The following is a 14,858-nucleotide window of genomic DNA, read 5'->3' on the forward strand; positions in this document are numbered from 1 at the left end:
CACGACCGAGCCGGACGGGCCGATGACGGCCGAAGCACCCCCGCGGGTGGCCCAGCCGAGTCCGCGCACCCTCGCGTGGCAGCGCCGCCGTCGCTCCGCCGCCCGTTTCTGGAAGCAGTACCGCACCCACCGGGCGGGCGTCCTCGGGCTCGCCGCCCTCGGCCTCTTCGCGCTGATCGCGGTGACCGCGCCGCTGACGGTGGGATCCGACGTGCAGAGCGTGACCAGCGCGCCGGGCGACCCGCTGGAGAGCCCGAGCGCCGAATTCCCGCTCGGCACTGACCAGTTCGGCCGCAATCTGCTCGGACTCGTGGTGTGGGGCGCCCGTGTCTCACTGCTGGTCGGACTGCTCGCCGCCGTGCTGTCGGTGGCGATCGGGGCGCTGATCGGGATCACCGCCGGGCACTTCCGCGGCTGGTACGCGACGGTCCTGATGCGGATCACGGACTGGTTCCTGGTGATGCCGACGCTGGTCCTCGCCATCGCGCTGGCGACCGTGATGACCCGCTCCCTGGGCACGATCATCCTGGCGATCGGCGTCACCACCTGGCCCACGACGGCCCGGCTGGTGCGCGCGCAGACCCTCGCGGTGGAGTCGCGGCCGTACATCGAGCGGGCCAAGGCGCTCGGCGGCGGCCACTGGCACATCATGTCCCGCCACGTGCTGCCCAATGTGATGCCGCTGGTCCTGGCCCAGACCACGCTCATCATCTCCTCGGCGATCCTCGCGGAGGCGACACTCGCGTTCCTCGGCCTCGGCGATCCGACCGTCGTGTCGTGGGGCGGGCTGCTCCAGGACGCGCGCGAGGCGGGCGCGGTCAGCGCGGGCAAGTGGTGGTACCTGGTGCCGCCGGGTGCCGCGATCGCGGTGGTCGCGCTGGCGTTCACGCTGTGCGGTCGCGCGGTCGAGTCGGTCCTCAACCCGAAGCTGGGGGTGGCGCGTTGAGCACGGCGACCGAGGGAAATCCGAGTGCTCCGAGCACGACGAGCGGGCGACGGCTGCTGGAGGTCAGGAACCTCGAAGTGACGTACCCCGGCGGCGCCGCCGCGGTGCGCGGGGTGGATCTCTCGCTCGACGCGGGCCAGAAGCTCGGCATCGCGGGCGAGTCCGGCTGCGGCAAGTCCACCCTGGCGCTGGCGCTGCTGCGACTGCTGCCCGCGGGCACCCGCACCAGCGGGGAGATCCTCCTCGCCGGAGAGGACGTGCTGACGATGAAGTGGGGGCGGGTGCGGGCGGTGCGCTGGGCGGGCGCGTCCATCGTCTTCCAGGGCGGGATGCACTCGCTGAACGCCGTGCACCGCGTCGGCGACCAGATCGCCGAGCCGATCCTGCTCCACAGGAAGGCGACCCCGGCGGGCGCGCGGAGGAAGACCGGCGAACTGCTCGAACAGGTGGGACTGCCGGCCGCACGCGCGGAGGCCTATCCGCACGAGCTCTCCGGCGGCCAGCGCCAGCGCGTCATGATCGCCATGGCGTTGGCCTGCGACCCCCAGCTGGTCATCGCCGACGAACCGACGACCGCGCTCGACGTGATGATCCAGGCGCAGATCCTCCGTCTGATCCAGCAGCTCGTCAGCGAGCAGGAGGTGGGGCTCGTCATGATCAGCCACGACCTCGCCGTGCTGGCCGACACCTGTGACCGCCTCGCGGTGATGTACGCGGGCCGCGTGGTCGAGGAGGGGCCCGCCCGGCAGGTCTACGACAACGCCCGGCACCCCTACGGCAGAGCCCTCTCGGCGGCCTTCCCGCGCATCGGCGACGCGGCGTCACGGTTCGCCCCGCGCGGGCTGCCCGGCGATCCGCCGGACCCGTCGGCGCTGCCGTCCGGCTGCACCTTCCACCCGCGCTGCCCGGTGGCACTGGACGGGTGCGCGACGGAGGACCAGGTGCTGCGGGACGCGGGAGCGGGACGATGGGCGGCCTGTGTCCACGCGGGCACGGCCGCGGACACGGAACCGGTCAGGAGCACGCCATGACGACAACCCCCGTGACGACCGGGCCGCTGCTGCGCGCCGAGGGCCTGCACGTCTCGTTCCCCGGCCGGCAGGGCGCCTACCGTGCCCGTGCCGTCGACGGCGTCGACCTCGACATCCGGCCCGGCGAGATCGTCGCCCTGGTCGGCGAGTCGGGCTGCGGCAAGACGACGCTGGCCCGCTCGCTCCTCGGCCTGGTCCCGCCGACCGGCGGCGGTGTCACCTTCGACGGCAGGGCGCTGGACTACTCCTCACGCGCCCTGAAGGCGTACCGAAAGCGCGTCCAGCTGGTCCTCCAGGACCCCAGCGGCTCGCTGAACCCCCGGCACACGGTCTACGACGCGGTGGCCGAGGGCCTGCGCATCCACCGGTACGGCGGCGACGAGCGGGCGGCGGTCGCCGAGGCCCTGTCCCGGGCGGGCCTGCGCCCTCCGGAGCGCTTCTTCCTGCGCTACCCGCACGAGCTCTCCGGCGGCCAGCGCCAGCGCGTCGTCATCGCCGGCGCGCTCGTTCTGGAGCCCGAACTCATCGTCGCCGACGAGCCGGTGGCCTCCCTGGACGCCTCGGTCCGGGGCGAGATCCTCGCGCTGCTCCTGCGGCTGCGGGACGAACTCGGCCTGTCCGCGCTGGTGGTGACTCATGATCTGGGCCTGGCGTGGAACATCGCCGACCGGGTCGCCGTGATGTACCTGGGCCGGATCGTGGAGACCGGAGCCGTCGAGCAGGTGCTGACGGCACCTCAGCATCCGTACACCCAGGCCCTGTTGTCCGTCCTTCCGGAGGCCCCGGGCGATCCCGTCGTGCTGAGCGGTGAGCCCCCGGACCCCTCCCGCATCCCCGGAGGCTGCCGGTTCCACGCCCGCTGTCAGATCCTGGCGAGCGGCGAGGCCGAACGGGCGGGCGTGGCGGACGCCTGCCGGAGCCAGGACCTGGAGGTACTGGACGGCGGCGGCGGAACGCAGGTGGCGTGCCACTGGGCGCGGGCGGTACCCCGCGACGCCTGAGCGCGAGAGGGGGCGGCCGGTGCCGGCGAAGGCACCGGCCGCCCCCTTCGTCGTACACCTGAGCCGACCACACACGAACGACCCCTCCGGGACGGGTCGTTCAGGGCCGGGCAGTACGGGACGGGACGAGGAGGGCTACTCCCCGTCGTACGCCTCGATCAGTTCACGCGAGCGCTTCACATCGTCGCCGATGGCTTCCAGCAGAGCCTCGATGGACTCGAACCTGGCCTGGCCGCGGACGAAGGCGAGGAAGTCGACGGCGACGTGCAGACCGTAGAGGTCGAGGCCGACGCGGTCGATGGCGTACGCCTCCACCGTGCGCTCGGTGCCGTCGAACTGCGGGTTCGTGCCGACGGAGATCGCGGCGGGCATGGCCTCGCCCTGGACGTGCAGCCATCCCGCGTACACGCCGTCGGCGGGAATCGCGGTGTGCGGGAGGGTCTCGACGTTCGCCGTGGGGAAGCCGAGCTCGCGGCCGCGCTGGGCGCCGCGGACGACGATGCCCTCGACGCGGTGCGGCCGCCCGAGGATCTCGCGCGCGCCCTCGACATCGCCCTCGGCGACGAGCCGCCGGGTGAGCGTGGAGGAGAACGGCTCGCCGCCGCCCGCCTCGCCGGACACGTACAGGTCCACGACCTCGACCTCGAAGTCGTACGTCTCCCCCTGCTCGCGCAGGAAGCCGACGTTGCCCGCGGCCTTGTGGCCGAAGCGGAAGTTGGGGCCCTCGACGACGGCCTTGGCGTGCAGCTTGTCGACCAGCACCTTCGCCACGAAGTCGGCGGGCGACAGCTTCGAGAACTCGGTGGTGAAGGGCAGGATGAGCAGGGCGTCCACGCCCAGGTCGGCCATCAGTTCGGCGCGCCGGTGGTGCGGGGCGAGCAGCGGGGGGTGGCTGCCGGGGCGGACCACCTCGCTGGGGTGCGGGTCGAAGGTCACCACGACGGAGGGAACGCCCAGCTCGCGGGCGCGGTCCACGGCATGCCGGATGATCAGCTGGTGTCCGCGGTGCACCCCGTCGTAGGAACCGATGGTGACGACGCTGCGCCCCCAGTCCTCGGGGATGTCCTCCAAGCCACGCCAGCGCTGCACTGTGACCGCTCCTTGTCGAACCCGTGTCCGTGATTGCCTCATTCGCAGCTCTAAGGGTGCCATGCCGTGTGCGCTCGGCTTGCATCGGCATCGGGCTGTGACGCATTGCTCAGCGCCACGGAGTGCCGTGGCGGGCGTGGTTCAGGCGGGAACCCCTGCCCCGGCCAGGTTCTCGATCATGCGGCGGGTGCTGGGGCCGACCACGCAGGACCACTCCTCGGGGGTGTCTGTCAGCCAGCGGGCGACCAGGGCGGCGAAGCCCGGGACGCGCCGGGCCAGGTCGACGAGGCCGCGGTCGAAGCCGGTGGCCCCGGCCGGTGTGCGGACGAGGAGGAGGCCGACCCGGTGCACCAGCTCGCGGGTGGGCTCCTCGCCCCGCCGGTCGGCACCGTCGGCGGCCGCTCTCAGGACGGTGTCGAGCACGACCGGATCCCGTTCGTGCGCCAGCAGCAGATCGAGCAGCTCGCGCCGCGGCGGGGCGGACGCCTTGCCGCCGGGTGCCGCGAGGACCTGGGCGAGCGCTGCCCGCAGCGCCGTGGAACAGCCTTCCAGCAGGCCGCTGACCAGAAGAAACAGCACGGCGTCGGTGGCACTCCCGTGGTCGAGACGCCGGTCCACGTAGGCGGCCAGGTCTGCGGCGGCTCCGGGGCACAGCTCCACGGCCTCCCGCATCGCCGCGGCGACCCGGCGGGCCAGCGCCGGTGTGGTGGCGTCGGCGAGGGTGCGCAGCAGCTCGGCCGTGTCGGGGCCGGGCCGACGCAGCCGGTCGCGGAAGGCCGCGAGCACGGGCTCCGTATGGGTGGTGAGCGCGGCGGCCGGCGCGCTCGGGGGCAGCCGCGGGTCGCCGTCCGCGAAGCGCTCCAGGGCCTGCGGCAGATAGCGGGCGCGCGTGAGCGGATCCCGTACGAGGATGCCGAGCGCCCCGCCGTGCAGCGTGCAGTCGGCCGGACGGGCGAGCAGGGCGAAGGCGGCGTAGCGCAGCAGCTCGCGGTCGGCCCGGGTCCCCACGAACGGCGCCGCCCGCAGGCCGTAGGCGACCGCGGCCACCCGCCGCGCCGGCTGTTCGTCGTGCGCCCACCGGTCCACCGCCCGGCACACGGCCGACGGCTCCTCCTCGGCCAGGACGGCCAGCAGCTCGTCGCCCCGCCGGTGCGCGCAGGCCACCAGGGCCTCGGCCAGATCGTCCAGGGCCCGCCGCCGGTGCGCGTACAGCAGTGCCTGCGCGGCCGTCGCCACGGTCGCGTGCGGGGTCGCGGGCAGGGGTCGCTCGTCGTCGAACCAGCGGGTGAGGTGGCGGTGCACGGCGACGGGGTCGGCGGCGAGGAGCCGCGCGACGGTGTCGAGGTAGCGCGGTGCGGTGGAGGCCTCGCCGGGGCGCGGGGGCTCGGCCCCGGGGACTCGGCGGGGGTCGGCGGTCACCAGGCGCCTGAGCAGGTCGAAGCGTTCCGTGTCCGGTACGGGCAGTGCCGCCCAGAAGGCCGGCCCGAACTCCGCGGGCACGGCCCTCCCCTGCTCCCGCCAGGCCACGATCCGCTCGGTGAGCAGCCGCAGCACACCGATGTACGGGGTCGCGTCGGGCACCCGGAGCAGGACGGTGGAGCAGAGGTGACCGGCCCACCAGAGCGGGTCACCGAGGCGGTCACCGAGCGGGTCCTGCGCCGGTGGCAGCAGTTCGTCGACCGCGTGGACGAGATCCTCCAGACGGAGGGTCAGTTCCGTGGTGCCCTGTTGACGGGCCAGCAGGAGCAGGGTCTCCACGACGGGTCCGATGCGATGACGCGGGACGGGAAGGATGTCCGCCGCGGAGTCCGGCGCCGTGGACCGGGAGCGGCGGGCCTGCCGGCGGCTCGACGCCGCGGTCCCCGTGCCATCGGAGTCGGGGTCGGGTGCGGCGCGCCTGCGGTGGACCAGGCTGTGCAGTGCCGCGTCCAGGTCGAGGTGGGTGCCCTGGATCCAGTCGGCGAGCTCCTCGTGGGCGAAGCGGTAGCCGTCGCCCGCGGGAACGAGGAGCCCTTCGGCGAGCACCGCGGACGCCCAGCCGGTGATGCCCGCGAGACGGCGCCCCGGGGCGGGGCCCCAGGGAAAGACGGCTTCGAAGGACGCCCGGTCCAGTTCGCCCTGCCCGGGGCCGAGGCAGCGTCGCGCGGCCTCGTGCACCTGGCCGGAGACCCGGGCGGCGAGCCGGCGGACGGCCGTGCCGCGCAGTCCGTTCGCCGCGGCCAGCCGGACGGCGACGCGCAGACACATCAGGTCGAGATGGGCGGCGAACACGTCGTCGCGGCCGAGCGGCTCGGCGGGTGCGTCCGGCAGCGTGGCCCGTACTTCGGAGAGCAGTCGCAGCATCAGCGGATGGCGGGCGTCGGCCGGCGCGAGAACGCCCTCGGGGATCCCGGCCCACGACCGTGCCCGCAGGGCCTCCTCCTCGGTCAGGTCGCCGAGCCGCACACAGGCGGGCAGGGCCCCTTCCGCGTCCGGCGACAGCTGCTCTCCCGGGTACGCCGACGACGGGCCGGCCGGCCGGTGCAGCAGCTCCGCGGGAAATCCAGCCCCGGCCCGCTCCCAGTGCTCCGCCCGGCACCCGACCACGAGGCGTGCCCCGGTCTCGCCCAGCCAGGCGGCCGTTCCCCCGGTCCAGGCGGGGAGCCGGTGGGCGAGCTCGGGCGGCATCTCCTCGGGACCGTCGAGAAGGAGCAGCAGCGGCCGGCCGAGGGCGCGCGCCAGCCGGGCCAGCCGGTCGGGCCCGATGTCGCCGAGTTCCCCGCCGTATCCCCGGGGAGGCAGCACATCCGCGTCCGCCGGCCGCCGCGCGGCCTCGCCTCCCCGCTCCCCGGGGCTCTGCCGCGACGCCGCCACGATGCGCCCGGCGCGCTCCAGGGCACGTGCCGCCGCGTCCGCCACCGAGCCGTCGTCGGCGAGGAGGTCGGCGCCGCGCAGCCACAGGGTGGGGGCCGGTTCCGGGCCCCGGAGGCGGCGGGCGGCGAGGGCGGCCAGTTCTGTCGTACGGCCGCTGCCGGGCGGTCCGACGAGTCCGAGGACCGCGGCCGGTCCCCTCTCGAAGGCGGTGAACTCCCTGATGAACTCGGCTCGTTCGACGGGTCCGGGGGCCGTGCCCGCGCTCCCGGCCGGGGCCGGTGGACGGGGTCCGTCCGATCCGACCGAGGTCGCGGTGAGCTCCAGCGCGCCCGCGAGATTCAGATCGGCGCCGTAGGCGGGCACGGTCGCCGCGTTGCGGGCCAGCAGGTCGGCGAGCGGCCCCGCGACGCCCCGCAGGGGGACGGCGAAGCCGGGCGCCCGATGGCCGGCCGGGGTCTCCCCCGGCGCGGTGCCGTCCAGGGCCCGGGGCAGCAGGGCGGTGCCGACGACCGCCACCACGGCGCCGGTGCCGGCGTCGAGGACCGGTCCCCCGGCCGCTCCGCCGCCCAGCCGGAGCGCGTCCGCGCCCGCGGTACCGATCGCCAACTCCATTGCGTCGCCCAGGACATGGAAGCGGTCGGTGGCCGTGTACGTCACGGTGGAGGAGCCCAGCACCCGCGCCTCGCGCCAGCCGCCCGCCGCGATCCGGACGTACGTACCGGTCTCGACCCTGTCCCGCACGGTGACGGGGAGCGGGCCGAGGCCGAGACCTTCGGTGCGTACGAGGGCCAGACCGGCGTCGGGCAGGGGCGTGACGGCGTCGTCGGTGACGACGCAGGTGCGGTCGTCCGAGGTGTGCAGGACGAGTCGGGCCAGGCCGTCGACGGCCTCGTGGCTGGTGATCACGGTGCCGTGGTGGTCGGCCGCGAAACCCGTGCCGCGTGGGCGCCCCGCCAGGTCGCAGACGCGTACCAGGGCTTCGTCCCATGGCTGTCCGGCGTCGTCCGCCGCCTCTTCGTTCCCGGTCCGCGGGCCTCGTCCCGCCATGCTCGAACCTCCCCGCCGCGCTCCTGCTTCCGACGGTAGGGGCGAGGTGATCAGCGGGACAGATCGTGTGGCGAACGCGCCCCCTTCTGCTCCCTCGGTTCACTCCGAGCGCCCGCCCGATGGGGTGAATACGGGAGGTCGGATGGATACACCCTTGGGGGGGGGAGCCGAGGGGGGACCGTGGAGCGGCGGGCACGAGACCCCGTGATCGCCGCTCCACGGGCGGAGCGTCCGCACGGCCGCCGCACGGCCTGCGCAGCCGGCGTCCGCGCGGGAACCTCAGCCGAAGACGGCGAGGCTCTTCGCCTTGCCCTTCTGCTCCTCGACCAGTGCGAGGAACTGACCCTCGGGGTCGAAGACCGCCACGGTGCCCTTGCCCGCGTACTCCTCGGGCATCTCGAGCCGGACGCCGTTCAGCAGCAGCCGGGCCCGCTTGGTGTCCACGTCCCAGCGCGGGAACGCGGCCGCGGCGGCCTCCGCGATCGGCATCACCGTCAGCTCCTCCTGGAGCTGGTCGAGGGTGCGCGCGGAGTCCAGCTTGTAGGGGCCGACGCGGGTGCGGCGCAGGGCGGTGAGGTGACCGCCGACGCCCAAGTCCGCGCCGAGGTCGCGGGCGATCGCCCGGATGTACGTCCCGGACGAGCAGACGACGGAGACGACCAGGTCGAGCACCGGGGTGCCGTCCTCGGCGACCGCGTCACGGATGTCGTACACCGCGAAGGACGAGATGGTCACCGGGCGGGCCGGGATCTCGAACTCCTCGCCCTCGCGCGCCCTCTTGTAGGAGCGCACGCCGTTGATCTTGATGGCGCTGACCTTGGACGGCACCTGCATGATGGCGCCGGTCAGCTTGGCGACCCCGGCGTCGATCGCGTCGCGTTTCACACCGGAGGCGTCAGCCGAGGAGGTGATGTCGCCCTCGGCGTCGTCGGTCAGCGTGTTCTGGCCGAGCCGGATCGTGCCGAGGTACTCCTTCTCGGTGAGCGCGAGGTGCCCGAGGAGTTTGGTGGCCTTCTCGACGCCGAGGACGAGCACACCCGTCGCCATGGGGTCGAGGGTGCCTGCGTGGCCCACCCGGCGCGTCCTGGCGATCCCGCGCATCTTGGCGACCACGTCGTGCGAAGTGAAGCCCGACGGCTTGTCGACAATGACAAGTCCGTCGGGCGTGCTGGGCTTCTGCGTCATTCCGCCGCGTCGTCCTCGTCGTCCTCGCCCGGCTTCTTGTACGGGTCCGCGTCGCCCGCGAAGGACGCGCCGGCCGAGACCTCGCGCACCTTCTCGTCCGAGGCCCGTGCCTTGTCGAGGAGGTCCTCGATGGTCTTGGCGGTGTCCGGCAGGGCGTCCGCGACGAACGTCAGCGTCGGCGTGAACTTCACGCCCGCCGCCGCGCCGACGGCCGAGCGGAGCACGCCCTTGGCGCTCTCCAGGCCCGCGGCCGCCTCGGCACGCTGCTCGTCGTCCCCGTACACCGTGTAGAAGACGGTGGCCTCCCGGAGGTCCCCGGTGACCCGGGTGTCCGTGATGGTGACGTGAGTGCCGAGCCGCGGGTCCTTGATCCCGCGCTGCAGCTTCTGGGCCACCACCTCTCGGATGAGGTCCGCCAGCCTCTTCGCCCGCGCGTTGTCGGCCACTGGTCCGTCTCCTTCTTCGCCTTGCTTGTTTCGTCAGTCTTCGTCTGTGTGGAGTCTGCGTCGTACCGACAGCAGTTCCACCTCCGGCCGCGCCGCGACCAGCCGTTCGCACCGGTCCAGCACGTCGGTCAGGTGCGCCGTGTCCCCGGAGACCACCGCCAGGCCTATCTCTGCCCTGCGGTGAAGGTCCTGATTGCCCGTCTCGGCGGCACTCACCGCGTACTTCCGCTGGAGTTCGGCGACGATCGGCCGGACGAGAGAGCGTTTCTCCTTCAGCGAGTGGACATCGCCGAGGAGCAGATCGAAGGACAGCGTCCCCACATACATGTGTAACCGGATGTCCCGCCGGTACGGGATAGATGGCCTGCCAATGCACTTGGCAGGGACATCAGAACCGTACAACGAACCGTCGGCTCGCTCGACGGGGTTTCCGGGCCCCCGAGCCGTTCGCCGTACGGGTGAGCGGCCGGGGCCGGTCACACAGTTCCCCGCGCCCCGAAGAGGGACGCGGGGAATTGCGTGATCCGGTAAAAGCCAGGCTGGCCGGCGGTGACTGCTCACCGCCGGCCAGCCTGGGAACCGCTTTACGAGCGCGGCTTCTCGCGCATCTCGTACGTCGCGATGACGTCGTCGACCTTGATGTCGTTGAAGTTGCCGAGGTTGATACCGCCCTCGAACCCTTCGCGGATCTCGGTGACGTCGTCCTTGAAGCGACGCAGCCCGGAGATGTTGAGGCTCTCCGCGATGACCTTGCCGTCGCGGATGAGGCGCGCCTTGGTGTTGCGCTTGACCTCGCCCGAGCGGACCAGGACACCGGCGATGTTGCCCAGCTTGGACGACTTGAAGACCTCGCGGATCTCCGCCGTGCCGAGCTCGACCTCCTCGTACTCCGGCTTGAGCATGCCCTTGAGGGCCGCCTCGATCTCCTCGATGGCCTGGTAGATCACCGAGTAGTACCGGACGTCGACGCCCTCGCGCTCCGCCATCTGCGCCGCGCGGCCCGCAGCGCGGACGTTGAAGCCGATGACGATGGCGTCGGAGCCGGTCGCCAGGTTGATGTCGGACTCGGTGACCGCACCCACACCGCGGTGCAGGACACGGATGTCGACCTCTTCGCCGACGTCGAGCTGGAGCAGCGAGGACTCGAGAGCCTCCACCGAACCGGACGCGTCGCCCTTGATGATGAGGTTGAGTTCCTGCACCAGACCGGCCTTGAGGGCCTCGTCCAGGTTCTCCAGGGAGAACCGGACACCCCGGCGGGCGAAGTTGGCGTTGCGCTCGCGCGCCGCCCGCTTCTCGGCGATCTGACGCGCCGTGCGGTCCTCGTCGACAACCAGGAAGTTGTCGCCGGCGCCCGGGACGTTGGTGAGACCCAGGACCAGGACGGGGGTCGACGGACCCGCTTCCTCGACGTTGTTGCCGTTGTCGTCGAGCATCGCCCGGACACGGCCGTACGCGTCGCCGACCACCATGGTGTCGCCGATGCGCAGCGTGCCGCGCTGGACCAGGACCGTCGAAACGGCACCGCGGCCGCGGTCGAGGTGGGACTCGATCGCAATACCCTGCGCGTCCTGCTCCGGGTTGGCCCGCAGGTCGAGCGAGGCGTCCGCGGTCAGGACCACGGCCTCCAGCAGGCTCTCGATGTTGAGGCCCTGCTTGGCGGAGATGTCGACGAACATCGTGTCGCCGCCGTACTCCTCGGCCACCAGACCGAACTCGGTGAGCTGACCGCGCACCTTGGTCGGGTCCGCGCCCTCGACGTCGATCTTGTTGACCGCGACCACGATCGGCACGTCGGCCGCCTTGGCGTGGTTCAGCGCCTCGATCGTCTGGGGCATCACGCCGTCGTTGGCCGCCACCACGAGGATCGCGATGTCGGTCGACTTGGCACCACGGGCACGCATGGCGGTGAACGCCTCGTGACCGGGGGTGTCGATGAAGGTGATCCTGCGCTCTTCACCGTTGACCTCGGTCGCGACCTGGTACGCACCGATGTGCTGCGTGATACCGCCGGCCTCGCCCGCGACGACGTTCGTCTTGCGGATGGTGTCGAGAAGGCGGGTCTTACCGTGGTCGACGTGACCCATGACGGTCACGACCGGCGGACGGACCACGAGGTCGTCCTCGTCGCCCTCGTCCTCGCCGAACTCGATGTCGAAGGACTCGAGCAGCTCGCGGTCCTCCTCCTCGGGGCTGACGATCTCGAGGACGAAGTTCATCTCGTCCGCGAGGAGCTTCAGCGTCTCGTCGGAGACGGACTGCGTGGCAGTGACCATCTCGCCGAGGTTCATCATCACGCCGACGAGCGACGCCGGGTTGGCGCCGATCTTCTCCGCGAAGTCGGTGAGGGACGCACCGCGCGACAGGCGGACGGACTGTCCGTTGCCGCGAGGCAGCATCACGCCGCCGACCGACGGGGCCTGCATGGCCTCGTACTCCTGGCGCCTCTGCCGCTTCGACTTGCGACCACGACGCGCCGGACCGCCGGGACGGCCGAACGCACCCTGTGTGCCACCACGGCCACCGGGACCACCCGGACGACCGCCGAAGCCGGGACGGCCACCGCCGCCACCACCGGGACCACCGGGACGACCGGCGAAGCCGCCGCCGCCACCGCCGGGACCGGCCGGACGACCGGCGAAACCGCCACCGCCGCCACCGGGACGACCGGCGAAGCCGCCGCCACCCGGACGACCGCCGCCGCCACCGGGACCACCGGGACGACCGCCGCCGCCACCGGGACCACGGCCACCGGGGCCGCCACCGGGACGCGGGCTGCCCGCGGCAGGACGCTGAGGCATCATGCCGGGGTTCGGACGGTTACCGCCCGGAGCGCCACCGGGACGCGGAGCCTGCGGACGGGGCATGCCGCCCGGAGTGGGACGGGCACCGCCCGGACCGCCCTGCGGACGCGGAGCGCCGCCGGGACCGCCCTGGGGACGGGGAGCACGGTCCTGGCCGCCTGCGCCCTGCGGACGCGGGCCGCCGGGGGCACCGGCGCCACCGGGACGCGGGGCACCGCCCGGACGAGGCGTCTGCGGACGCGCCATGCCGGTGGAGCCACCAGAGGTGAACGGGTTGTTGCCCGGACGGGGACCGGCCGGACGGGCACCGGGACGCGGAGCCTGGCCGCCGGGACGCGGGGCGCCCTGACGGTCGCCGCGCTCGGGACGGTCACCGCGCTCGGGACGGTCGCCACGACCCTGACCACCCTGACCGGGACCACCGGCCGGACGGGCACCGGGACGCGGAGCCTGACCGGCGGGACGCGGGGCGCCCGGACGGGGACCCGCGGCGGGAGCCGAGGGGGCCGACGGCGCCGACGGAGGCGCGGTGAACTCGGCCGCGACCGGAGCCGGAGCCGCCGGAGCGGGCTTCGGAGCCGGCTTGGGACCCGGAGTCGGGCGCGGACCCGCAGCGGCCGGGGTGACCGGAGCAGCCGCGGGCTTCTCGGCCGCGGCCGGCTTCGGGGCCGGCGGGCGCGGGGCGGCCGGACGGGCAGCCTGCGCCGGAGAGGGGGCGCCCGGCTTGGCCGGGGCAGCCTTGCGGGGGGCGGGCTTGCCGCCACCGTTGCCCTGCTGGAGGGCATCTGTCAGTTTGCGTACGACGGGGGCCTCGATCGTCGAGGACGCCGAACGGACGAATTCACCGAGTTCTTGGAGCTTGGCCATGACGACCTTGCTCTCTACGCCGAACTCCTTGGCGAGTTCGTATACCCGGACCTTAGCCACTTCGCTCCTTTTAGGTCCGGGTCTGCGTCCGGACCGTCGCTACTTCATGGGCGTACTCATCGCGTGCTCATCGAGTGCTCATCGCAATCTCGACCTACTTCCAACTCGCGGAATACCAGGGCCGCACGGGGGTTCCGCACGACGCTTCTTACGGGTTTGCCTGCTCGACGTAGAGGCGCAGCGCCTCGGTGTCGAGCGGTCCCGGGGCGCGCAGCGCCCGTGGGATCGCCCGGCGGCGGACCGCCAGATCGAGACAGACCAGGGCGGGGTGCACGTACGCACCCCGGCCGGGCAGCGTACCGCGAGGATCGGGGGCGCATTCGCCCTCGACCGCCACGATGCGCAGCAAGTCTCTCTTGGCCGCTCGCTCCCGGCACCCCACACAGGTGCGTTCAGGGCATGCGCGGGCTCGCGTCCGGCCAGACACTCTTAAGTCTACCTCCCCGTACCGACCTCACCCCTTTGGGGCAAAAATCGAACGGTTGTTGTCGTGATGTAAGCGATCTACGGCTCGGATCTATTCCCCGGACTACTCGCCGCGCTGCTCGGCGGGCTGCTCGGTGTCCGGACGGATGTCGATCCGCCAGCCCGTGAGGCGGGCGGCGAGGCGGGCGTTCTGGCCCTCCTTGCCGATCGCCAGCGACAGCTGGTAGTCGGGAACCGTCACGCGCGCGGACCGGGCCGCGAGGTCGACGACCTCGACCTTGGAGACACGGGCCGGGGAGAGCGCGTTCGCCACCATGTCGGCCGGATCGTCCGACCAGTCGACGATGTCGATCTTCTCGCCGTTCAGTTCGGCCATCACGTTGCGGACCCGGCCGCCCATGGGGCCGATGCAGGCGCCCTTGGCGTTCAGACCGCTGCGGGTGGACCGGACGGCGATCTTCGTACGGTGGCCGGCCTCGCGGGCGATGGCCGCGATCTCGACGGAACCGTCGGCGATCTCAGGCACCTCGAGCGCGAAGAGCTTCTTCACGAGGTTGGGGTGCGTACGGGACAGGGTCACGGACGGACCGCGGACACCCTTCGCCACCCGTACGACGTACGAGCGCAGGCGCAGGCCGTGCTCGTAGTTCTCGCCGGGGACCTGCTCCTGCACCGGCAGGATGGCCTCCAGCTTGCCGATGTCGACAAGCACGTTCTTCGGGTCGCGGCCCTGCTGGACCACGCCGGTCACGATGTCGCCCTCACGGCCCGCGTACTCGCCGAGGGTCGCGTCGTCCTCGGCGTCACGCAGGCGCTGCAGGATGACCTGCTTGGCGGTGGTCGCGGCGATCCGGCCGAACCCCGACGGGGTGTCGTCGAACTCGCGCGCCTCCTGCCCCTCCTCCAGATCCTCGGGATCCTCCTTCGCCCACACGGTCACATGACCGGTCTCCCGGTCGAGTTTCACGCGCGCACGCCTGCGGCTTCCCTCGGTGCGGTGGTAGGCGATGAGGAGGGCCGACTCGATCGCCTCGACCAGCAGGTCGAAGGAGATCTCCTTCTCCCGTACCAAACCCCGCAGGGCACTCATGTCGATGTCCACG

The 14,858-nt window shown here is 72.8% G+C and carries 11 protein-coding genes; 3 read left to right on the forward strand and 8 right to left on the reverse strand.

Annotation, left to right across the window (positions count from 1 at the left end):
• Positions 1-22: 22 nt before the first annotated feature.
• From OOK38_RS04645 to OOK38_RS04655, 3 genes are read left to right on the forward strand one after another with little or no spacing between them, the layout of a single operon-like run.
• Complete coding sequence (locus tag OOK38_RS04645) at positions 23-946, forward strand: ABC transporter permease (RefSeq protein ID WP_266765885.1); 924 nt, start codon at positions 23-25, stop codon at positions 944-946.
• On the forward strand, positions 943-1,977 hold the full coding sequence (locus OOK38_RS04650) for an ABC transporter ATP-binding protein (RefSeq protein ID WP_266763341.1): 1,035 nt from the start codon (positions 943-945) through the stop codon (positions 1,975-1,977). Before OOK38_RS04645 ends, OOK38_RS04650 begins: the two co-directional genes overlap by 4 nt.
• On the forward strand, positions 1,974-2,978 hold the full coding sequence (locus tag OOK38_RS04655; RefSeq protein ID WP_266763340.1) for an ABC transporter ATP-binding protein: 1,005 nt from the start codon (positions 1,974-1,976) through the stop codon (positions 2,976-2,978). The genes OOK38_RS04650 and OOK38_RS04655 overlap by 4 nt, the downstream gene beginning before the upstream one ends.
• 135 nt (positions 2,979-3,113) lie before the next feature.
• Here the strand turns inward: OOK38_RS04655 and OOK38_RS04660 are convergent, their stop codons facing one another.
• The 8 genes from OOK38_RS04660 to nusA form a co-directional block, all read right to left on the reverse strand.
• Positions 3,114-4,067, reverse strand: a complete 954-nt coding sequence (locus OOK38_RS04660; protein ID WP_266763339.1) for a bifunctional riboflavin kinase/FAD synthetase — start codon at positions 4,065-4,067, stop codon at positions 3,114-3,116.
• Positions 4,068-4,208: 141 nt separating this feature from the next.
• On the reverse strand, positions 4,209-7,967 hold the full coding sequence (locus OOK38_RS04665) for a trypsin-like peptidase domain-containing protein (protein WP_266763338.1): 3,759 nt from the start codon (positions 7,965-7,967) through the stop codon (positions 4,209-4,211).
• A 279-nt stretch (positions 7,968-8,246) separates the two neighbouring features.
• On the reverse strand, positions 8,247-9,152 hold the full coding sequence (truB, locus tag OOK38_RS04670) for a tRNA pseudouridine(55) synthase TruB (RefSeq protein WP_266763337.1): 906 nt from the start codon (positions 9,150-9,152) through the stop codon (positions 8,247-8,249).
• Positions 9,149-9,598, reverse strand: a complete 450-nt coding sequence (gene rbfA / locus OOK38_RS04675; protein WP_266763336.1) for a 30S ribosome-binding factor RbfA — start codon at positions 9,596-9,598, stop codon at positions 9,149-9,151. The genes truB and rbfA overlap by 4 nt, the downstream gene beginning before the upstream one ends.
• 33 nt (positions 9,599-9,631) lie before the next feature.
• A complete protein-coding gene (locus OOK38_RS04680) occupies positions 9,632-9,925 on the reverse strand; it encodes a DUF503 domain-containing protein (protein WP_266763335.1) in 294 nt (97 codons plus the stop codon).
• A gap of 257 nt (positions 9,926-10,182) precedes the next feature.
• Complete coding sequence (gene infB, locus OOK38_RS04685) at positions 10,183-13,329, reverse strand: translation initiation factor IF-2 (RefSeq protein ID WP_266763334.1); 3,147 nt, start codon at positions 13,327-13,329, stop codon at positions 10,183-10,185.
• Between the two features lie 148 nt (positions 13,330-13,477).
• The gene (locus OOK38_RS04690) at positions 13,478-13,756 is read right to left on the reverse strand and encodes a YlxR family protein (protein ID WP_266848133.1); all 279 of its coding nucleotides are present in this window, start codon (positions 13,754-13,756) and stop codon (positions 13,478-13,480) included.
• 102 nt (positions 13,757-13,858) lie between these two features.
• On the reverse strand, positions 13,859-14,857 hold the full coding sequence (gene nusA, locus OOK38_RS04695; RefSeq protein WP_266763332.1) for a transcription termination factor NusA: 999 nt from the start codon (positions 14,855-14,857) through the stop codon (positions 13,859-13,861).
• Position 14,858: the final 1 nt, after the last annotated feature.

Origin of the sequence: Streptomyces sp. NBC_00568, assembly GCF_026341855.1 — a bacterium.
Lineage (GTDB): Bacteria > Actinomycetota > Actinomycetes > Streptomycetales > Streptomycetaceae > Streptomyces.